Genomic DNA, 21,034 nt, shown 5'->3' on the forward strand with positions numbered 1-21,034 from the left:
CCTGTCGCCCGTTGTCGTGCATTGGCGTGACCCGGAGGGCTGGCGGATGCTGGAAAGCGATACAGCCCAGGCGGCACGTTCTGCGCGAGGGAGGCCGGAGATGGCTACCACCGGGGCCACCGGGACCACGAGGGTCGGACCGCACGGTCTGCACGGGCCCTCGAATCTGTTCCGCGGTGGCAAGCTGCGCCACACCCGACTCGACGAGCATCTGCCGATCGACCACCGGCTCAGCAAGGTCTACCGGGTCGGCGCGGGGCTGATGGGTCTGGTCCTGGTCGCGTTCGGGATTCTCGGGCTGCTCGACCGGATCGGGTTCTTCGACACCGGTGGCGCGACGGTCGCCGGGTTGAACACCAACGGTGCGCTCAGCGTGCTGTCGATCGTGGTGGGCGCCATCCTCTTCGGCGGCATGATCATCGGCGGCAACTTCGCCTCGACGCTCAACATCGTGCTGGGGGTGCTGTTCCTGCTGAGCGGGTTCGCGAACCTGGCGCTGCTGCAGACCGACGCGAACTTCCTCGCGTTCAAGATCCAGAACGTGCTGTTCAGCTTCGTGGTCGGCCTGCTGCTGGTGATCTTCGGCATGTACGGGCGGGTCAGCGGCGGACTGTCGCACGACAACCCGTACTGGCGCGCCCGGCACCCCGAGGCGGCGCACCGGGCGACGCCCGCCCCCGGCCCCACGGCCGCCCGGCAGGCGGCGGTGGAGCGGCTGCGCAAGGGCGAGGAGCCGGACACCGGGCGGGCCGGGGTCTGAGCGCCGGGCCGGACGACCGACGCCGCCGGGCAGGTGTCCGGCGGCGTCCCGCGCCGGACCCGGCCGCCGCGGACGGCCGCGGACCGCCGCCGACGAGCCCGTAATCTGTCGCCATGCCTCGTTACGAGTACCGGTGCCGTCCCTGTGGTTCCACCTTCGAGCTGAGCCGGCCGATGGCCGAGTCCGCCGCGCCCGCCGTCTGTCCGGCCGGGCACGAGGACACCGTCAAGCTGCTCTCGACCGTCGCCGTCGCCGGTTCCGCCCCGGCGCCCGCGCCCTCCGGCGGCGGGGGCGGTGGCTGCTGCGGGGGCGGCTGCTGCGGCTGAGCCCGGCGCGTCACGGCGCCCCGGGAGCGGGTACGGAAGAAGACCCCCGGTGTGATGGAGCTGTCCAGGAACACACCACGCCCGGAGGTCTTCACCTCCTACCGTATCTGCCGCTGACCTGCTCCGATGCCACCGGCCCGGAACCGCCCCGCGGCGCCGGTCCGCACCGTCACACCGGGGTGCCCAGGGCGCCGTCCCCTTCCCGTACCGCCTCGTGGAAGGCGCGGAGGATGCGTTCGCCCGCGGCGACGCCGCGTTCGGGCACGGCGGTGACCTGCGGGGCGTGCCAGTCGGTGGCGGCCAGTTCGCCGTGGCCGGGGCGCCAGGCGCGGTCCGCGGCGAGGAGGAGATCGGCGTCGAGGAGGGAGTCCCCCGCCGCGAGGACCTCGGTGGCGCCGGTGCGGCGGCGGACCTCCGCGACCGCCGCGCTCTTGGTCAGCGGCTTCGGCACCGCGTAGACCTTGCGGCCCTGGAGCGAGACGGACCAGCCGCGGGCGTCCGCCCAGGCGGTCAGCGTCTCGATCCAGCCGTCGGGCAGCAGCGACCGCTCCACGACGAGATAGCTGAAGAGGTCCTCGGCGGTCCGCGCCCGCAGCAGCCAGGCGGGGTCGGCGGCGCGGAGCAGATGGGCGTGGACCTCGTCGAGCGGGGCGCAGCCCTCGGCGAGGCGGGCGGCGACGGTGCGCCGCCAGTCGCGGTCCGACTCGCCGTCCACCAGCAGATGACCGCCGTTGGCGCAGACCGCGAAGCGCGGCGGCGGGCCGGGCAGATGGATGCGCCGATACTGCTCGCGGGTGCGGGTGGTGGCCGGGACGAAGAGCGCCCGGGCGGCCAGGTCGGTGAGGAGCGCCGCCGCGGTCTCCGTCAGGAAGGAGAGCGGCCGCCTTTCGTAGACCTCGACGCAGAGCAGGCGGGGCGCCTCGGCGTCCGGGACGGTGAGGTCCATGGCCGCCGCCGAGTAGATCAGGGTGCGGTCGAGATCGCTGGCGACGAGGGTGTGCGTCATCAGGCCACCGCCCGTCCGTCGGCGCCGGTCGCGCCGCGGGTGTAGCGCGGGTGGATCAACCCGACGCAGGCGTAGGGGAGTTCGCCGACCTCCTCGACGGGGACGCCGCGCTCCTCGGCGAGCAGGCGTACGTGGTCGAGGTCGGGTCCGGCGCCGCGGCGGGCGAGGATCTTCCAGGGGACCCGGCGCAGCAGCACCCGGGTGGTCTCCCCCACGCCGGGCTTGACGAGGTTGATGTCGTCGATGCCGTACTCCTCGCTGATCCGCTCGACGGCGGCCCACCCGGCCCAGGTGGGGCTGCGGTCCTCGGCGGCCAGCCGGGCGGCGTCGGCGGTGACGCCGTCCGCGACCTCGGCGAAGCGGGCGGTGACCGCGTCGAGGAAGGTGCCGGAGAGGTCGGCGGCGGCCAGTTCGCGGTAGAACTTCGCGCCGTGGAAGTCGTCCGGGCCCACCAGGTCGTCGCGGAGGACGGTGCGGGATATCAGGCCGGAGACGGTGGAGTTGAGGCAGGCGGACGGGATGAGGAAGTCGTCGCGGGTGCCGTAGGTGTCGACGCAGCCGCCCGGGTCGGCGAGGACCGCGATGCGCGGGTCGAAGCCGGGGAACTCCGCGAGCGCGGCGGTGAGTTCGCGGGTGATGGCGCCCTTGCCCGTCCAGCCGTCGACGAAGACGACGTCGGCCGGGTCGTGGTGGGCGGCGAGCCAGCGCAGCGCGGTGGTGTCGATGCCGCGGCCACGGACGATGGAGACGGCGTAGTGCGGCAGGTCCAGGCCGTGCGTGTGCTGCGCCCAGCGGCGCATCAGTACGCCGACGGGCGTCCCGGCGCGGGCCAGCGAGACCAGCACCGGGCGCGGCGGCGGGCCCGTCAGCCGTCCGCGGCGGCGCGGGAGTTCGGCGAGGACGGTCTCGGTGACGGCGCCGACGGCGCGGGCGATCCGGGCGGCGGAGGTCTCCAGCGCGGTGTGGAACAGCTCCTGGTAGCGCTCGGAGGGCTGGTACTCGACGGGCAGCGACTCCGCGTAGTGCGCGCCGCCGCGCTGGATGGCCTCCTCGCGCTCCTCGGTCGGCGCCTCCAGCGTCACCGCGGACAGGTCCTGGAGCAGCCAGCCGACCTCCTCGGGGGCGTACGAGGAGAACGCGGGGCCGCGCAGCGGTTCGGGGAGGGGCACGGTCGGGGCCTGTCGGTGCGGTGCGGTGCCCTCGGCCGCTTCGGCGGGCCGCGGGGTGTGGGCGGGGACGACGGCGAGGAGGAGCCGGTCGGTGTGGGCGGCGAGGCGGTCCAGCAGGCCGCCGGGGGCGTGGAGTTCGGGGGTGTCGCCGGGCGCGTCGACGACGGCGACGATCGCATCGAAGCGGCGGGCCGGGTCGGCGCCGGGCGCGACGTTGTAGGCGTGGCGCGGGCCGGGCCCGTCGGCCGGGTCGTCGTGGGCGGGGAAGGTGAGGCGGGTGCGGAGGGCGTAGCCGGGGTCGTCGACGGCGAGGACCGGGGAGCGGGTGGTGGTGGAGAAGAAGACCGCGGGGCCGTCGCCGTCGTCGGCGCCGCCCGCGGCCCAGGTCTCGGCGGCGCGTTCGGCGTCCAGCGCGCCGAAGCCGCCGGGGGCGGCGAGCCGGGCGTCGAGGGCGTGGGCCAGCCGGAGCGGGGCGTACATCAGCTCCTCGTTGCCGAGGACGAGGACGCGGCGGGCGCCGGTGAGGTGGTCGCGGAGCCGGTCGGCCATGGCGGGCAGCGCCGCGTCCAGCCGGGCGCGGTGGGCGGGGGTGAAGCCGTGGCGGCCACCGTCCGGCAGGCCGTCGGGCCAGGCCAGCTCGACCCGGACGGCGGCGTTCCGCGCCGTGGCGGGCGGCGCCTCCTCCGGGACGTCGTACGCGGCGACCAGCTCCTGGCCGCGCCGCAGCACATCGGCGGGGAGCCGTACGCCACCGGCGGCGAGCGCCAGGAGGTCGACGCGGGCGCCCAGGTCGGCGGCGAACTTCTCCAGGTGGCGGCGGTCGCCCTCGGAGCGCATGTCGACGAGGGCGACGACGACGTACCGCTGCCGGGGGAAGCGGGCGTGCAGCGCCTTGATGGTGTTCAAGACCGTGCGGCCGGTGGAGAACTCGTCGTCGACGAGGACCAGCGGGCCGTCGCCCGCGAGCAGCGCCGGGTCCTCGGGCAGCAGCAGATGGGAGGTGGCGTGGGAGTGCTCCTCCTCGAAGCCACCGGCCGGGGCGACGCCCGCGACCGGGCGGCGGGTGGAGTGCAGATACGGCGCGAGGCCCAGCCCGTCGGCGACGGAGTGGCCGAGTCCGGTGGCGGTCTCGGCGTACCCGAGGACCACCGCGCGGGACGCCGCGTCGTCGCCGAGCAGCGCCCGGACCCGGCGGCCGAGCCCCACGCCGACGCCGTGCACCACACCGGGCCGCTGCGGCACATGCTTGCCGAGCACATGCGAGACGAGCAGATGGGCCCGTTTGGGGTTGCGCCGCAGCGCCAGCCCCAACAGCCCGGGCAGCTGGTCCCCGCCGCTGAGCGAGACCCCGAGCCGCCGAGCGACCCACTCTCCCGTCCACACCACGTGTTTCTTCTCCTCCGTCGACATCTCTGTGGGTACGGGCGCCGTGCCGGGCCCGCGGGGGCGGTCGCGCCGCCCGTCGTGTGTTCCGTCCACCACGGTCAGTCCTGCGGCACGCTCGCGGTGAGCAGTTCCACGAAGCCGACGCCCTCGCGGGCCACCCCGAACGCCTCGGCGCGCAGCAGGGTGCGCTCCGCCCAGGCGCGGTGCGGCTTCACCTCGTTCATCTTGTTGGTGTAAGCCGAGCGCAGGACGCCGCCGTCGCCGCGCTCGGGCCGCAGGATGTCGGCGGCGTCGCTGAACTCCTCGTGGCTGACGACCGAGAGGGCGTGCACCGGTGCGACGTGCGAGGGGTGGATGCAGGTCTTGCCCAGCAGACCGTTGGCGCGGTCGAGTTCGATCTCGCGCAGCAGTCCGTCCATGTCGTGCTCGATCAGCGCGGTCCGCAGCTCCTCGGCGCGGCCCTGGAACGGGCTGCGGCGCAGCTGCGGTTTGAACATCCGCTCGTGCAGCCGGAAGTACTCCCACACCGGCCCGGTCACGGTGAAGCCGCTGCCGTCGGCCCGGCCCAGCACGTTGACCACGTCGGCGATGACGGAGGCGACGATCTGGACGTCGTAGGCGGTCATGTCGGGCGCGCGGCGCAGTCCGTACGCGGAGCAGAAGTCGGTGACGCCCAGGCGCAGGGCGAGGACGCGGTCGCGGTGGGCGTCGACGGTCGTGGCGATCCCGGCGAGGGTGGCGCGGCGGCTCTCCAGGTGGAGCAGTTGCGGGGACTCCAGGACCGGCATGGCGTAGAGCCGCCGGCCGCAGGCGTCCTCGGTGGCGCGCAGCGTCTCCAGGAAGGCGGTGCCGCGCTCCGCGGTGAACTTCGGCACCACGAAGCCGGAGAGGCGGCGCACCGCGGGCCCCATCCGCCGGGCGAGGTCGGCTATCTGCTCGGGGGTGCGGACGCGGATGAAGAGGAGGGGGAGGTCGGCGCCCTCCTCGGCCGCCTCGTCGAGCAGGGCGAACTGCCTGACGAGGTTGGCCTCCCCGGCCACCACCTCGGCGTCGCTGATGGAGTCCTCCAGGCAGAGGACCATCGAGACGACGCCGCGTCCGGTCTGTTTACGGATGTCGTCGGCGAGCCGGGGCCGGGTGGCGGGGCTGTAGAGGGTGGCGCCGAGCGCGGTCGCGAGGGTGCGGGCGGGCGAGGCGGCGGTGAACTCCACCGGCTCCCGATGGAACAACTTCTTCCGGATGTCGGGCCCAAGATGCCCAAAATGCCGCATACAACTCCCCGTATACAGGCGCGAACCGGGCATACCCGCTGCGTCATGACCTCTGGATCCAGCCGATAATCGTACGCGCGGGGGGTGACGGAAAGTTCCCTCGGGCGGGAAATCGCCCCGGTACGCCCGCCCCGCGCACCCGCCGGTCAGGGCCCCGCGTTGTCCGCCCGGCCTCGCAGAAGGCAGGATTGCGCTATGACGCACGCCATGCTGAAAGGGTCGAACGTACCCGTGGACACCACGGCCGTACGCGCCGTCCTGCGGTGGACACCCGGCGCGGGCGTCCCGGACGTCGACGCCTCGGCGCTGCTGGTAGGCCCCGACGGACGCGTGCGCTCCGACGCGGACTTCATCTTCTACAACCAGCCGCAGCACCCCGGTTGCGGCGTCCGTCACCTCGCCAAGACCCCGGTCGGCGAGAGCCTGACCGACAGCCTGGAGGCGGACCTCACCACGCTCGACGCCTCCGTCGACCGCGTCGTCCTCACCGCCTCCGCCGACGGCGGCACCTTCGGCCGCGTACCGGACCTGCGGGTCCTGCTCTACGACGCGGCGGGCGGCGACGGCGAACCGCTGCTGCTCTTCGACATCGCCCCCGACACCGGCGACGAGACGGCCCTGATCTGCGGCGAGCTGTACCGCCGCGGCGGCGGCTGGAAGTTCCGCGCCCTGGGTCAGGGGTACGACAGCGGGCTGCTCGGACTGGCCACGGAGTTCGGCATCTCGGTCGAGGAGGACGCCGAGGGCCACTCCCCCGAGCCGTCCGCCGCACCGGCACCGCCCGCCGCTCCCCCGCGCCCGGACGGCCCCCCGGCGGTGGGCGGCGCCGACGCCCCGGTGGTCCCGCCGCCGTCCGCCTGGCCCGAGGAGGCGGCCGTCCCGCCGGTCGCCGCACCGGGCGGCGGCCACCCGGTGTCCGACCCGGACGCCGCGACCCAGCACGTCCCCGAGCCGGGCCCGCTCCCCGACGCCTTCCCGCTCGCCCCGCCGCAGAGCTCCCCGGCGACCGGCGGCTACGGCTATCCCCAGCACGTCCCCCCGCCGCCCACCCAGCCTCCGGCCCAGCCCGCCTACGGCTACCCGGGCCCGCCGCCCGCGCAGCAGCCCGGCCCGCAGCCGTACCCGCCACAGCCCGCGTACGGCTACCCCCAGCAGCCCCCGGCGTACGGCTACCCGCAGCAACCGGCCGCACCGGAGCCGACGTTCGTGCTGCCACCCCAGGGGCCGCAGTTCCAGCGACGCTGACGGCGCCGCGCCCCGGGGCGGGCCCCACGGTTCAGGCGCGCCCCGGGGCGCGGCGGACGGCGGGCGACCGGGCCCGGGCTCACGCCTTCGACTTGTAGCCCCGGCCCCACTGGAGCCCCCAGCCGTAGAGCCGGTCCAGCTCCGCCTGGAAGCCGTAGACGTACTTCACCTCGCGGCGCACCGTCAGCTCGCCCTTGACGTTCTCCAGCGTGAAGATCGCGCAGGACCGGGCCTGCGGCGCCCGCTCGTCGAGCCGGATCTGCACCCGCGGCCCGGTGGTCGGGTAGAGCGTCACCACCGCGTGCGTACGGTCGAACGCCGGGGTGCCGTCGTAGATGTAGACGAAGATCAGCAGCCGTTTGATCTCGTCGCTCTGGTCCATGTTGATGTACAGCGTCTCGCCGGACGGCGAACCGAACCGGTCGTCGCCGCTGAGCTGCACATACGGCGGGGAGTTCAGCTCGCCGAGGAAGTCCCCGAGCGGCTGCACCACGCCCTTGGTGCCGTCCTTCAGCTCGTACATGCAGGCCAGGTCGAGGTCGATCTGGACGACCGCCGGGCCCTGCGACTGCACCATGTCCGGCGTGAACATCCGGCCCGGATGCCGCAGCAGCGAGCGCAGGCTCCGGCTGTTGCGCTCCCCCAGGTCCGTGGTCCGCATCTGCCAGTGCAGATTGACCCGCATATGGCCGTGGTCCGCGCCCTGTTTGCTGAGCGAGACCACCGGTTTCCGCTTCGTCAGCTCGACGACGTACGACCCACCGCCGTTGTCGAACGCCGGCGCGCCGCCGCGCCAGAGGTTCCCGAGGAACGACACTTGCCCACCCCACTGCTCGGACCGATGACAACGGGGCGGCCCGAGGTCCGCACCCCGTGGCCGCCCCGCTGAGAGCGTTCCTCAATCAGACCGGCGTCACACGCCGGAGGACACTTCGGCCTTCGGCTCGGCACCGTCGCCCGAATCGGTCTCGTGGCGGTTCTTCCGCACCGAGGACCAGAAGGACAGCCCGATCAGCACGATACCGATGAGACCGGTGACGACCTCGGGAATCTCGTACTTGATGGTGGCGAGGAGGATGACGGCGAGCGCGCCGATCGCGTAGTGCGCGCCGTGCTCCAGGTAGACGTAGTCGTCGAGGGTGCCCTTGCGGACCAGGAAGACGGTCAGCGACCGGATGTACATCGCGCCGATACCCAGACCCAGCGCCATCTCGAAGATGTCGTTGGTGATGGCGAACGCGCCGATGACGCCGTCGAAGGAGAACGACGCGTCGATGACCTCCAGGTAGAGGAACATGAAGAACGCGGCCTTACCGGCCAGGCCCATGACGGCGCCGTTGCCCTTCTTCGCGGGCGCCGCGCCCTCCGCCTCGTCATCGTCGTCCTCGTCGTCCTCCAGCTTGTCCTCGAAGTACCCGGAGATACCGCCGACGACGAGGTAGGTGATCAGACCGGCGACACCGGAGAGCAGGACCGTGGCGGTCTTGTCACCGCCGCCGTGCGCGACGTCGGTGGCGACCGTCACCGCGGAGACCAGCAGCACGACCAGCGCGACGATCACCGAGAGGGTTTCCAGCTTGCCGAGGCGGGCCATCGGCTTCTCGATCCAGGCGAGCCACTTGTGGTCGCGCTCCTCGAAGAGGAAGTCGAGGAAGATCATCAACAGGAAGACGCCACCGAAGGCCGCGATGGCCGGATGGGCGGCGGTGACCAGCTCCTGGTAATGGGCCTTGTCGTTGATGGCGAGATTGACCGCCTCGATCGGCCCGAGTTTCGCGGTGATCGCCACGATGACGACCGGGAACACCAGCCGCATACCGAAGACCGCGATCAGAATGCCGAACGTCAGAAAGATCTTCTGCCAGAAGGCGTTCATCTTGCGCAGGATGCCCGCATTGATGACCGCGTTGTCGAACGACAGCGAGATCTCCAGGATGGAGAGGATCCCGACGATCGCGAGGCCCTGCCACCCCCAGAGCACGCCGGCCACGGCGAGGCCGACCACCGTGACGGCGAACGACCAGCCAAAGGTTTTCAGGAGCACTGCCTACCCATTTCCCTAGCTCTGCGGGCCCCCGCGTATGCGGCGTGGTGCCTTTACGAAACGTTGACCCCGAAGTCTAGAGCGATGCCCCGCAGACCCGACGCGTACCCCTGTCCCACCGCGCGGAACTTCCATTCCCCGTGGTAGCGGTAGACCTCGCCGAAGATCATCGCCGTTTCGGCGGAGGCGTCCTCGCTCAGGTCGTAGCGCGCGAGTTCACTGCCGTCCGCCTGATTCACGATACGGATGAAGGCATTGCTGACCTGGCCGAAGCTCTGGCCGCGCAGATCCGCCTCATGGATCGACACCGGAAAGACGATCTTGTCGACGCCGTCGGGGACGCCGGTGAGGTCGACCAGGATCGACTCGTCGTCGCCCTCGCCCTCACCGGTGAGGTTGTCGCCGGTGTGTTCGACGGCGCCCTCGGGGCTCTTGAGGTTGTTGTAGAAGACGAAGTACTCGTCGCCCAGCACCCGGCCTCCGGCGCACAGCAGCGCGCTGGCGTCGAGGTCGAAGGGGGCTCCTGTGGTGGACCGTGCGTCCCAGCCCAGACCGACCATGATCTGCGTGAGGTCCGGCGCGGCCTTGGACAGGGAGACATTGCCCCCCTTGGCGAGTGTGACGCTCATGGTGTTCGGATCCTCCCCGGTGTCGTGACGGGCCGCGGCGCGCCCTGGGCCGCCGCCCCTGTTGCGCGCGTGCGGCGCCGCACCCCCTTGCGGGGCGTACGGCGCCGCACGTGGTCGAGCGGTGTCGCGGACCGCACGCCCCGGGGGCGCGGGTCCGCGAGCGGTCAGACGTTGACGCCGAAGTCCTGCGCGATGCCGCGCAGCCCGGAGGCGTACCCCTGGCCGATGGCGCGGAACTTCCACTCCGCGCCGTTGCGGTACAGCTCGCCGAAGACCATGGCGGTCTCGGTCGAGGCGTCCTCGCTGAGGTCGTAGCGCGCCAGCTCGGTGCCGTCGGCCTGGTTGACGACGCGGATGTACGCGTTGCGGACCTGACCGAAGCTCTGCTGACGGGTTTCGGCGTCGTAGATCGACACCGGGAAGACGATCTTCGCGACATCGGCGGGGACACCGGCGAGGTTGACCTTGATGGCCTCGTCGTCGCCCTCGCCCTCACCGGTGGTGTTGTCACCGGTGTGCTCGACCGAACCGTCGGGGCTCTTCAGGTTGTTGAAGAACACGAAGTTCTGGTCGCTGCCCACCTTGCCCTGGTCGTTCGTCAGCAGAGCGCTGGCGTCCAGGTCGAAGTCCGTACCGGTGGTGGTACGCGCGTCCCAGCCCAGGCCGACGAGCACGGCGGTGAGATTGGGGGCTTCCTTCGTCAGCGAGACGTTGCCGCCCTTGCTGAGGCTGACTCCCACGAGTCCTCCCATAGGTTCGAGGGGTACGTCAAGATTTTTTGCGCCCCCATCGTGCATGGCATCGGATCAACGAATCGATCCTAGTGACCGGTTCCCGCCGATCGCAGATATCACCGACGAATGTCGGCTGCGGGCGGGAACCGGCGCCATCCAGGGGGGGCTCAGAGCGCGTCGAGCGCCTTGACGTACTCGTTCAGGTCACGGGCGTCGGGCAGACCGTTGACGACCGACCAGCGCACCACGCCCTCCTTGTCGATGACGAAGGTGCCGCGCACCGCGCAGCCCTTCTCCTCGTCGAAGACGCCGTAGGCGCGCGACGCCTCACCGTGCGGCCAGAAGTCCGACAGCATCGGGTACTCCAGGCCCTCCTGCTCGGCGAAGACGCGCAGCGAGAACGGGGAGTCGTTGGAGACCGCCAGCAGCTGGACGTCGTCGTTGACGAACTTGGGCAGCTCGTCGCGGAGCGCGCACAGCTCACCGGTGCAGACGCCGGTGAAGGCGAAGGGGTAGAAGAGGAGGACGACGGCCTTCTCACCACGGAACTGGGAGAGCGTGACCAGCTCGCCGTGCTGGTTCTTCAGCTCGAAATCCGGAGCCTTCGTGCCGACCTCGATCGCCATGGGGTGCATCCCTTCGCTCACGTTCAACAGATATCGGCCCAACCCTACGCGCCCGCCCGCGCGCGCCGGAGACCGTCCCCGGACGGCACCGAGCCCCCTCCGGACGGATCCGGAGGGGGCTCGGGGTGCGGCTGAGGAAAGGGGGGCTCAGCGCTTGCCGGCCTTCGGCGAGACCAGTCGGCTGCCCGACCAGTCCTTGCCCGCGCTGATGCTCTTGGTCTGGGACAGACCCGCGGTCTGCGCGGCCTCATTGATGTCGCTCGGCTCGATGTAGCCATCGCGCCCGGTCTTGGGCGTCAGCAGCCACACGACGCCTCCCTCGTCGATCAGGCCGATGGCATCCACCAGCGCGTCCGTGAGGTCGCCGTCGTCGTCGCGGAACCACAGGACGACGGCATCCGCCACGTCGTCGTAGTCCTCGTCGACGAGGTCCTGGCCGATAACGGCCTCAATACCTTCGCGGAGATCGTGGTCGACGTCGTCGTCGTAGCCGATCTCCTGGACCACCTGTCCGGGCTCGAACCCCAGCCTGGCGGCAGGGTTGGTCCGCTCCTCCGCGTGGTCCGCGGTCGCGCTCACGGATTGCCTCCTGTCGTGTTTCGGAAATGCTCTGGAACGCTCCGCGCGTGCGCGGAGCATTGGGCGTAGTCCACACGGGCGGGACGGATCGCGCAAGTACCCGGCCGCGGAGACCGCCTAAACGGTGACGATTGGCGGCGTCTCGCCGCAACTGCGACCCCATCCGGACAGGCCGAAGTGATGCACCTCACGACGATCTGCCGGGTTTGCGGTGTGGACAGTCGTGACGATCCCACCTACACGTTCTACCCGCCTCCTGGACACCCATGCGGATTCCGTACCTCAGTACGTCACCCTCTGTCGACATGGGCGTATGGTTGCGATTTGGCCGACCTGTCACCACGGCCCGCGCCGCCGTCGCCTCCCCGCCTGGGGTTACCCCTCGGTAGAGATGACGTATCCCGAGGGCGCGGTACACGATGGAAGGCGGCGTGACCACCGACAGACACCACAGAGAGACACCATCCGACCGCGTGCGCAGCAGCTATCGCGTGCAGAGCACGACATGACCCGAACACGAAGGAACAGCGTGGCTTCCGGATCCGATCGAAACCCGATCATCATTGGCGGCCTTCCCAGCCAGGTCCCGGACTTCGATCCCGAAGAGACCCAGGAATGGCTCGACTCGCTCGACGCAGCCGTCGATGAGCGAGGCCGGGAACGAGCTCGCTACCTCATGCTTCGACTGATCGAGCGGGCCCGCGAGAAGCGCGTGGCCGTGCCCGAGATGCGCAGCACGGATTACGTCAACACCATCGCGACCAAGGACGAGCCGTTCTTCCCCGGCAACGAGGAGATCGAGCGCAAGGTCCTGAACGCGACCCGGTGGAACGCGGCCGTCATGGTCTCCCGGGCGCAGCGCCCCGGTATCGGCGTCGGTGGTCACATCGCCACGTTCGCCTCCTCCGCCTCCCTGTACGACGTGGGCTTCAACCACTTCTTCCGGGGCAAGGACGACGGCAAGGGTGGCGACCAGATCTTCTTCCAGGGCCACGCCTCCCCCGGCGTGTACGCCCGCGCGTATCTGCTCGACCGGCTCTCCAACGCCCAGCTGGACGCGTTCCGCCAGGAGAAGTCCAAGGCCCCCGACGGTCTGTCCAGCTACCCGCACCCGCGGCTGATGCCGGACTTCTGGGAGTTCCCGACCGTCTCGATGGGCCTGGGCCCGCTCGGCGCGATCTACCAGGCGCGGATGAACCGCTACATGGAGGCGCGCGGCATCGCCGACACCTCCGACAGCCACGTCTGGGCCTTCCTGGGCGACGGCGAGATGGACGAGCCGGAGTCGCTGGGCCAGCTCTCCATCGCCGCGCGTGAGGGGCTGGACAACCTCACCTTCGTCGTCAACTGCAACCTGCAGCGCCTGGACGGCCCGGTCCGCGGCAACGGCAAGATCATGCAGGAGCTGGAGTCGCAGTTCCGCGGCGCGGGCTGGAACGTCATCAAGCTGGTCTGGGACCGCAGCTGGGACCCGCTGCTGGCGCAGGACCGCGACGGCATCCTGGTCAACAAGCTCAACACCACGCCCGACGGTCAGTTCCAGACGTACGCCACCGAGACCGGCGCGTACATCCGTGACCACTTCTTCGGCGGCGACCACCGGCTGCGCGCCATGGTCGAGAACATGACCGACGACCAGATCCTGCACCTGGGCCGCGGCGGTCACGACCACAAGAAGATCTTCGCGGCGTACGCGGCGGCCAAGGCGCACAAGGGCCAGCCGACGGTGATCCTCGCGCAGACCGTCAAGGGCTGGACGCTCGGCCCGAACTTCGAGGGCCGCAACGCGACCCACCAGATGAAGAAGCTCACGGTCGAGGACCTCAAGGGCTTCCGCGACCGGCTGCGGCTGCCGATCCCGGACAAGGACCTGGAGGACGGCCTGCCGCCGTACTACCACCCGGGCCGCGACTCCGAAGAGATCCAGTACATGCACGACCGCCGCAAGGCGCTGGGCGGCTATGTGCCGACCCGTGTCGTGCGGGCCAAGCCGCTGCCGCTGCCGGACGACAAGGCGTACGCCGGTGCCAAGAAGGGCTCCGGCCAGCAGAAGATCGCCACGACCATGGCGTTCGTCCGGGTCCTGAAGGACCTCATGCGGGACAAGGAGATCGGCAAGCGCTTCGTGCCGATCGCGCCCGACGAGTACCGCACCTTCGGCATGGACGCGTTCTTCCCGTCGGCGAAGATCTACAACCCGCTGGGCCAGATCTACGAGTCGGTCGACCGCGAGCTGCTGCTGGCGTACAAGGAGTCGCCGACCGGCCAGATGCTGCACGACGGCATCACCGAGGCCGGTTGCACCGCCTCGCTGATCGCCGCGGGCTCCGCCTACGCCACCCACGGCGAGCCGCTGATCCCGGTCTACGTCTTCTACTCGATGTTCGGCTTCCAGCGGACCGGCGACCAGTTCTGGCAGATGGCCGACCAGCTGGCGCGCGGCTTCGTGCTCGGCGCGACCGCCGGTCGTACGACGCTGACCGGCGAGGGCCTCCAGCACGCCGACGGCCACTCCCAGCTGCTGGCCTCGACCAACCCGGCGTGTGTCGCCTACGACCCGGCGTACGGGTACGAGATCGCGCACATCGTCAAGGACGGTCTGCGCCGGATGTACGGCGAGAACTCCGAGGACGTCTTCTACTACCTGACCGTCTACAACGAGCCGATCCAGCACCCGGCCGAGCCGTCCGACGTGGACGTCGAGGGCATCCTGAAGGGTCTGCACCGGATCAAGGCCGGGGAGAAGGGCGAGCACGCGGCCCAGATCCTCGCCTCGGGTGTCGCGGTGCCGTGGGCCGAGGAGGCCCAGCGGATCCTGGCGGACGAGTGGAACGTCAAGGCGGACGTCTGGTCGGCGACCTCCTGGAACGAGCTGCGCCGCGAGGCCGTCGAGGTCGAGCGTCACAACCTGCTCCACCCCGAGGAGGAGCAGCAGGTCCCGTACGTCACCCGCAAGCTGGCGGACGCGCCCGGCCCGAAGGTCGCGGTGTCGGACTGGATGCGTTCGGTGCCGGACCAGATCGCGCGCTGGGTGCCCGGTGCGTACCAGTCGCTGGGCGCCGACGGCTTCGGCTTCGCGGACACCCGCGGTGCCGCCCGCCGCTTCTTCCACATCGACGCGGAGTCGATCGTGCTCGGTGTGCTGACCGAGCTGGCGAAGGAGGGCAAGGTCGACCGCTCGCTGCTGAAGCAGGCCATCGACCGTTACGAGCTGCTGGACGTCACGGCCGCCGACGCCGGGGAGGCGGGCGGCGACGCCTGAGCCACCGCACGGCCCCTGCCGCGCCCCCGACCGGTCCGCCGGTCGGGGGCGCGGCGCATTTCCGGGCACGGCCGTGTCCGGGGTGCGGATCATCGCCGGTCAGCTCTCCCAGATCTTCACCGCGCGGAAGCGGTACGGCGAGCTGGGCAGCCAGCTGCCGCCGCCCGGGTAGGTGTCGAACTCGCCGGTCTCGGCACAGGTGGCGCTCTGGTACGTGGTGACCGGGCGGCCGGTGCGGTTGGCCAGCGAGGCGGCCGTGGTGCCCTTGGGCAGCGAGATGCAGCTGTCGATGTCGGTGTCGGCCAGCTCGAAGGTCTGCCGCTTGCCGCCGAACTTCGCCTCCGGCCAGACGCAGAGCTGCCCCTTGGCGCAGTCGCCGGAGGCGGCGCTGCCGCCGGAGGCCGCATGGGCGGCGGGTGCGGCGAGGACGGTGGGTGCGGTGAGGGTGGCGGCCAGCGCGGCGAGGCCGGTGACGAGCGCGGTGCTGCGGTGAATACGCATCAGGAATCTCCCCCGTGAGTACGGCGATGGGTGTGCCGCCGGCCGGTTGCCCGCGGCGGGTTCACTGCCGAGCTTCGGCGTCGGCCGGGGCGGCTGCCAAGACCTCGGCGGCAGCACCACCCGGTGGGGCGATGTGGACGGAGCGTAGGGCTCGGGGCCAAGCCTGTGCGGCGTCAGGTTGACGCCTCGGCAGTGGTCCCGGGACGCCGTGGAAACCGTTCCTCCCGCCTGTACCAAGGGGTCCGCCGACCGGGCCGGGTGGCGGCCGCCGCGGGGAGTTCCCGTGCGGGACTCATCCGAAGGAGCGAAACGGGGCGGAAGCGGGGGCCGGGCGGGACAGGCATCGACGGCTGTCGCCCGATGTGGCGCGTACGGCGGGGAGTTGACGCGTACGGCGGGGGAAATGCGCGGGGCGGCCGGGGCGGCTGAGCCGGGCGGCGGGCGGCGCGGGGCCCGGAGCGCGAAGACCGGCGCGGGCCGGGCGATTCGGAGGCGGGTGTGAGGCCGGACGGCGCGGAGACCGGTGCGAGCCCCGGGCGGGGCCTGTCGCGAGGCGGCACAACGGCGCGCGGCCGGACCGGGGGTGTCCGGTCCTGTCGCGCGCCGTCAGGGATGTGGGTGGCTCAGATGTGGCCGACGCCCGCGCCCGCCTCCGCGTTCGCGCCGCGCTTGGTGAAGAGCGCGACCACGGCGGCGACCACGGCGACACCGCAGGCCACGGTGAAGGCGAGGCCCATGCCGGAGATGAAGGTGTCGTGGGCGACCGCGACGATCTTCTGGCCGATCGCGGGCGGGGTGTTCGGCGGCACCGGCGCGAAGCCCGCCGAGACCGCGTCGGACGCCTGCGACAGCTGCTGGGAGTCGACCGGGGGCAGTCCCGCGTCCTTCCAGTTGCCCGGCAGGTCGTTCTCGACGCGGGACGCCATCACCGCGCCCAGGACGGCGGTGCCAAGGCTGCCGCCGACCTGCATCGCGGCCTGCTGAAGACCACCGGCCACGCCGGACAGCTCCAGCGGGGCGTTGCCGACGATGACCTCGGTGGCGCCGACCATGACCGGGGCGAGGCCCAGACCGAGCAGGGCGAACCAGACCGACATCGTCGCCGTGCCGGTGCCGGTGTCCAGGCCGGACATGCCATACATCGCGACGGCGGTCAGCACCATGCCGCCGACCAGCGGGATACGCGGGCCGAGCTTGGTGATCAGGGCTCCGGCCAGCGGCGAGCCGACGATCATCATGCCGGTGAGCGGCAGGAGGTGGAGACCGCTGTCGACCGGGCTCATGCCGTGGACGTTCTGGAGGTAGAACGTCACGAAGAAGAGGCCGCCCATGAACGCGAAGGCCATCAGGACCATCAGGACCGTGCCCGCGGTGAGCGGCACGGAGCGGAACATCCGCAGCGGGATGAGCGGCTCGCGCACCTTCGTCTCCAGGAACGCGAAGAGGACGAAGAGCACCAGGGAGCCGATCAGGAAGCCCCAGGTCTGGAGGGAGCCCCAGCCCCAGTCGGACGCCTTGATCAGCGGCCATATGAGGCAGAACATCGCGCCGGAGAGCAGCGCGATGCCGGGTATGTCGAACGACCGCGGGGCGTTGGCCGCGCGGTGGTCCTTGAGGATCACCAGGCCCAGGACGAGCGCCAGCACGCCCACCGGGACGTTGATGAAGAACACCGACTGCCAGCTGACGTGCTCGACGAGCAGACCGCCGACGATCGGGCCACCGGCGGTGGAGGCGCCGATGACCATGCCCCAGATGCCGATCGCCATGTTGAGCTTCTCGGCGGGGAAGGTCGCGCGCAGCAGACCGAGCGCCGCGGGCATCAGCAGCGCGCCGAACAGGCCCTGGAGCACGCGGAAGATGATGACGAAGGTGACTTCCTTGGAGAAGCCGATGGCCCCGGAGGCGGCGGCGAAGCCGACGATGCCTATCAGGAACGTCTGACGGTGACCGAAGCGGTCACCGAGCTTTCCGGCGGTGATCAGCGCGATGGCCAGCGCGAGCATGTAGCCGTTGGTGATCCACTGCACATCGGCCAGCGAGGCGTTCAGATCCTGCTTGATGGCCGGGTTGGCGATCGCCACGATCGTGCCGTCGAGGGCGACCATCATGACGCCGATCGCGACGGAGAAGAGAGTCAGCCACGGATGGCCGCGCAACCCCTTACGGGGCTCCGGTACGGGAAGTTCCGGCGCGCTCTGGGCAACCGGGGTCTGGGAACTCATATCCGGAGACACTAATGTCAGCGGCTGACAGTTGACAAAGCAATTCATGAGTCGGTAACTGTCATTTCGCTCACAGCTATCCTGAGCAGCGAGAACACCATGGAAAGGCGGCGCAGCATGACTCCGTCGACGCCGCGCGAATCGGCTCTGTGCGGACTGCGCGCCCGTAAGAAGCAGCGCACCCGGGACGCCCTGATACGTGCCGCGCTGGAGCTGTTCACGGCCCAGGGCTACGAGGCGACGACCGTCGACGAGATCGCCGCCGCCGTGGACGTCTCGCAGCGCACCTTCTTCCGGTACTTCAGCAACAAGGAAGAGGTCACCTTCGCCGTCCAGGAGATGGTCGAGGCGCGCTTCCTGGACGAGCTGAGCCACCGGCCCGCCGACGAGGCGCCGCTGACCGCGCTGCGCAGCTCGGTGATGGCCGCCTGGGACGACATCGCCGCCTCGATCGAGCCGATAGTCCCGGTGGAGCTGCACATGCGCGCCTACCAGATGATCGAGTCGACGCCCGCGCTGATCGCCGCCCACCTGCGGCGCTCCTGCGATCTGGAGGAGGAGGTCGCGCGGCTCATCGCCCGGCGGGAGGGGCTCGACGCGGACCTGGACCCGCGCCCCCGGGTGCTGGTCGGGGCGTTCAACGGGGTGATGCGCGCCGCCGGGAAGGCGTGGAGCGAGGGCGACGACTTCACCGTGACGTCGATCCGTGAGCTGACCCGCTCGTACCTCGATCACATCGGGCCCGTCCTGGACGACAACTGGCGCGCGGTGCGGTGACGCGCGCCCGGCGCGCACGGTCCGTCCGCGCGCCGGGTGGCGCCGCTCCGGAACGCGGCGTCACCCGGCACCGGCAGGGTGTGACGCAGTGGTTCCGGATGAGTCCGGCACCGCACCCCTGAGCGCGGACCCACAGCTCCAGGCGTCCACTTTGTTCGAATTACCCGCCGTGAAACGTGACATGACTCACCCGTGGAGCAGGCATGCTGCCGCGTCTCCTAGGGTGGCCCGCGGTGACTTCTTTCTCTGGGCTCGGCCCCTCCTTCGGTTCCTTCGGATTCCTGCAGTCCACCGCCTGGCGTGCGGCCCTCGCCCTGGCGGTGGTGTTCGTCATGCTCACCCTCACGGGGTGGACCGCGATCAGAGGTCACCAGGACGACGCCAACCCGCTGGCCACCGCGAAGGCCGACTGGCGGCACGCCTCCTTCCGCGGCGACCGGCTGCCCGACCCGGATACGGCGCCGAACCGGCTCCGCGCCTTCTTCGCCTCCCTGGACCGCGCCGGGCGGCGTGAGCTGGCCGACCGGTATCCGCTGGTCGTCGGCAACATGAACGGTGCGCCGGTGGACCTGCGCTACCGCGCCAACCACACCGCGCTCGACCAGGCGCGCGCCATCGAGGAGCGGCGCTCCACCGACCGCCGCCTCACGCCCGTGGGCCGTCAGGACGCGGGTCGGCTGATGCACCGCTTCGAGTCGATGGCCGCCAAGGGCCGACAGATCCTGGCGTTCGACCCGGCGGGCGGCGGCCGCGCCGCGGAGGTCTTCGGCGACCTCGACACGGCCCGCCGGGTCTCCGTGGTCGTCCCCGGGGTGGACACCAACCTGACGAATTTCGAACGCACCACCCGCGCCACCAGCGCCCCCGTGGGCATGGCCGACGCGCTCTACGGCGCCGAGCGTGCCGCCCGGCCGGGCACCCGGACCGCGGTGATCGCCTGGGCCGACTACACCGCCCCGGCCGGTCTCGGGGTGGAGGCCGCCACCGGGCAGCTCGCGCAGGCGGGCGCCCTCCGGCTGCGGGCGCTGACCCGGGCGCTGCCCTCGGCCGACAGCGTCGCGCTGTTCTGCCACAGCTACGGCTCGGTGGTCTGCGGTCTGGCCGCGCGCGATCTGCCGTCCAACGTGCGGGACATCGCGGTGGCGGGCAGCCCCGGCATGCGTGCGGCCAACAAGACGGCGCTCGACACCCGGGCCCGGCTGTGGGCCATGCGGGACTCCGACGACTGGATCCAGGACGTGCCGTACCTGGAGGTCGGCGGGCTGGGCCACGGCCCCGACCCGGTCGATCCGGCGTTCGGCAGCCGTCTGCTGTCGGCGGCCGGTGCCGACGGCCACGCCGGGTACTTCACGCCCGGCACCGAGAGCCTGCGCAACTTCGCGAAGATCGGCGTGGGCGCCCTCTCGGACGTACGCTGCGCGGCCGACGACGCCGGGTGCGGCGCCGGGCTCACCTGATCCGCCGCGACGGCCGGGAGCCGTCGGCCGCGGAAGGTACAAGGTGTCCATAAGGGGGACGGGCGGGCAACCGCCGCATACGATGAGCCGCATGGGTGATGTGCTGGCCGGTTTTCACGCCGTCTGGGAGTTCGGCTCGGACTCCGTACTCATCCGCTTCGAACGGGGGATCCGCAGGCCGAAGCTGTTCCAGGCGCTCGGCGAGCGACGCATTCCGTACGAGGCGCTGAGCGCCGTCGAGCTGTCCGAGGGCAGGCGCGGCACCGTCGTGCTGCACGCCGTGCCCAGGCCGGGCGCCGACCCCCTGATGGAGGCGGCCGCCGGACAGCTCAAGGAGGACGCCGACCCCTACCGTCTGGTGCTGCCCGCCGAGCAGGAGGACCCGGCGGCGCACCTCGCCGACGAGCTGCGCCGCCTGCTGGGGCCGGACGCCGGGGAGCCCGCCGACCGCCATCTGGTCGCACCGCCCGAGGGCCCGCTGCACTTCAAGGCGTACGACGGGAAGGCGTCGTTCGACGGGAGCGCGGTGACGTTCCGCTGGTTCTGGACGGGCGCCTCGTCCGCGAAGTGGATGAGCGGCGACCAGAGCTTCGGCGTCGGCGAGTTGAGCGGGGTGGAGTGGCGCTCGCCGGAGCTGGTCACCGGCCATCTGCGGCTCCTGGAGCGCACCGCCCGGGACGGCACGCCGGGCGAGGCCGACCAGGATCCGGCCGCCGTGGTCTTCGGCCTCGGGTACGGGCCCGTCCACGAGTCGCTGCCATTCGCCGCGGCGGTGCTGGCGGCGGTGCGGACGGCGCAGACCGGGCCGGAGCCGAGGTGCGCGCCGGTGCGCCGGGCCGGGGACACCGGGCGGAATCCGGCCGACATCGCCGACCGGATCCGCCAGCTCGGCGAGTTGCACGGTGCCGGGCTGCTGACGGACGGCGAGTTCAGCGCGAAGAAGGCCGAACTCCTCGCCGAGCTGTAGCCGCTGCTCACGGCGGCTGCCGGAACTCCGCGGGTCATACCGTGGTAGGGGTGCAGCTCCGCACTCCGGT

At 71.4% G+C, this 21,034-nt stretch carries 18 protein-coding genes; 7 read left to right on the forward strand and 11 right to left on the reverse strand.

Annotated features, from left to right (window positions below):
• Positions 1-100 precede the first annotated feature (100 nt).
• Both IF23_RS0123265 and IF23_RS0123270 read left to right on the forward strand, forming a co-directional pair.
• Positions 101-760, forward strand: coding sequence for a DUF4383 domain-containing protein (locus IF23_RS0123265; RefSeq protein ID WP_078654193.1), 660 nt, complete (start codon positions 101-103; stop codon positions 758-760).
• 113 nt (positions 761-873) lie between these two features.
• Positions 874-1,086, forward strand: a complete 213-nt coding sequence (locus tag IF23_RS0123270; protein ID WP_030286753.1) for an FmdB family zinc ribbon protein — start codon at positions 874-876, stop codon at positions 1,084-1,086.
• 169 nt (positions 1,087-1,255) lie between these two features.
• Here the strand turns inward: IF23_RS0123270 and IF23_RS0123275 are convergent, their stop codons facing one another.
• The 3 genes from IF23_RS0123275 to IF23_RS0123285 all read right to left on the reverse strand — a co-directional run bounded on the left by IF23_RS0123275 (position 1,256) and on the right by IF23_RS0123285 (position 5,918).
• Complete coding sequence (locus IF23_RS0123275) at positions 1,256-2,092, reverse strand: HAD family hydrolase (RefSeq protein ID WP_037679380.1); 837 nt, start codon at positions 2,090-2,092, stop codon at positions 1,256-1,258.
• Positions 2,092-4,671: a phosphoribosyltransferase gene (locus IF23_RS0123280; RefSeq protein ID WP_030286757.1), complete on the reverse strand. Its 2,580-nt coding sequence runs from the start codon at positions 4,669-4,671 to the stop codon at positions 2,092-2,094. The genes IF23_RS0123275 and IF23_RS0123280 overlap by 1 nt, the downstream gene beginning before the upstream one ends.
• 74 nt (positions 4,672-4,745) lie before the next feature.
• On the reverse strand, positions 4,746-5,918 hold the full coding sequence (locus IF23_RS0123285) for an HpcH/HpaI aldolase/citrate lyase family protein (protein WP_030286759.1): 1,173 nt from the start codon (positions 5,916-5,918) through the stop codon (positions 4,746-4,748).
• 195 nt (positions 5,919-6,113) lie between these two features.
• Between IF23_RS0123285 and IF23_RS0123290 the strand changes: the two genes are divergently transcribed.
• Complete coding sequence (locus IF23_RS0123290; RefSeq protein WP_030286761.1) at positions 6,114-7,163, forward strand: TerD family protein; 1,050 nt, start codon at positions 6,114-6,116, stop codon at positions 7,161-7,163.
• A 79-nt stretch (positions 7,164-7,242) separates the two neighbouring features.
• On the opposite strand, the gene IF23_RS0123295 is transcribed toward IF23_RS0123290, so the two are convergent.
• The 6 genes from IF23_RS0123295 to IF23_RS0123320 form a co-directional block, all read right to left on the reverse strand.
• Entirely contained in the window at positions 7,243-7,980 is a 738-nt protein-coding gene (locus IF23_RS0123295) for a TerD family protein (protein ID WP_030286764.1), read from the reverse strand.
• Between the two features lie 96 nt (positions 7,981-8,076).
• Positions 8,077-9,207, reverse strand: coding sequence for a DUF475 domain-containing protein (locus IF23_RS0123300; RefSeq protein ID WP_030286765.1), 1,131 nt, complete (start codon positions 9,205-9,207; stop codon positions 8,077-8,079).
• A 53-nt stretch (positions 9,208-9,260) separates the two neighbouring features.
• On the reverse strand, positions 9,261-9,836 hold the full coding sequence (locus IF23_RS0123305; protein WP_030286767.1) for a TerD family protein: 576 nt from the start codon (positions 9,834-9,836) through the stop codon (positions 9,261-9,263).
• A 164-nt stretch (positions 9,837-10,000) separates the two neighbouring features.
• A complete protein-coding gene (locus IF23_RS0123310) occupies positions 10,001-10,576 on the reverse strand; it encodes a TerD family protein (RefSeq protein ID WP_030286769.1) in 576 nt (191 codons plus the stop codon).
• A 161-nt stretch (positions 10,577-10,737) separates the two neighbouring features.
• Complete coding sequence (locus IF23_RS0123315; protein ID WP_030286771.1) at positions 10,738-11,196, reverse strand: peroxiredoxin; 459 nt, start codon at positions 11,194-11,196, stop codon at positions 10,738-10,740.
• A 147-nt stretch (positions 11,197-11,343) separates the two neighbouring features.
• Positions 11,344-11,775, reverse strand: a complete 432-nt coding sequence (locus tag IF23_RS0123320; RefSeq protein WP_030286773.1) for a DUF3052 domain-containing protein — start codon at positions 11,773-11,775, stop codon at positions 11,344-11,346.
• Between the two features lie 529 nt (positions 11,776-12,304).
• Between IF23_RS0123320 and aceE the strand changes: the two genes are divergently transcribed.
• Positions 12,305-15,037 carry a pyruvate dehydrogenase (acetyl-transferring), homodimeric type gene (aceE, locus tag IF23_RS0123330; RefSeq protein ID WP_030286957.1) on the forward strand — a complete coding sequence of 911 codons (2,733 nt, stop codon included), beginning with the start codon at positions 12,305-12,307 and terminating at the stop codon, positions 15,035-15,037.
• A 99-nt stretch (positions 15,038-15,136) separates the two neighbouring features.
• On the opposite strand, the gene IF23_RS0123335 is transcribed toward aceE, so the two are convergent.
• Entirely contained in the window at positions 15,137-15,538 is a 402-nt protein-coding gene (locus IF23_RS0123335; protein WP_030286774.1) for a peptidase inhibitor family I36 protein, read from the reverse strand.
• A gap of 623 nt (positions 15,539-16,161) precedes the next feature.
• Positions 16,162-17,763, reverse strand: coding sequence for an MFS transporter (locus IF23_RS0123340; RefSeq protein ID WP_030286775.1), 1,602 nt, complete (start codon positions 17,761-17,763; stop codon positions 16,162-16,164).
• 117 nt (positions 17,764-17,880) lie between these two features.
• On the opposite strand from IF23_RS0123340, the gene IF23_RS0123345 reads away from it, so the two are divergent.
• The 3 genes from IF23_RS0123345 (at position 17,881) to IF23_RS0123355 (ending at position 20,964) form a co-directional block, all read left to right on the forward strand.
• Positions 17,881-18,540, forward strand: coding sequence for a TetR family transcriptional regulator (locus tag IF23_RS0123345; RefSeq protein ID WP_030286776.1), 660 nt, complete (start codon positions 17,881-17,883; stop codon positions 18,538-18,540).
• Positions 18,541-18,773: 233 nt separating this feature from the next.
• Complete coding sequence (locus IF23_RS0123350) at positions 18,774-19,997, forward strand: alpha/beta hydrolase (protein WP_030286777.1); 1,224 nt, start codon at positions 18,774-18,776, stop codon at positions 19,995-19,997.
• 91 nt (positions 19,998-20,088) lie between these two features.
• Entirely contained in the window at positions 20,089-20,964 is an 876-nt protein-coding gene (locus IF23_RS0123355) for a DUF4429 domain-containing protein (protein ID WP_030286778.1), read from the forward strand.
• Positions 20,965-21,034: the final 70 nt, after the last annotated feature.

Origin of the sequence: Streptomyces catenulae, from assembly GCF_000718015.1 — a bacterium.
Lineage (GTDB): Bacteria > Actinomycetota > Actinomycetes > Streptomycetales > Streptomycetaceae > Streptomyces > Streptomyces catenulae.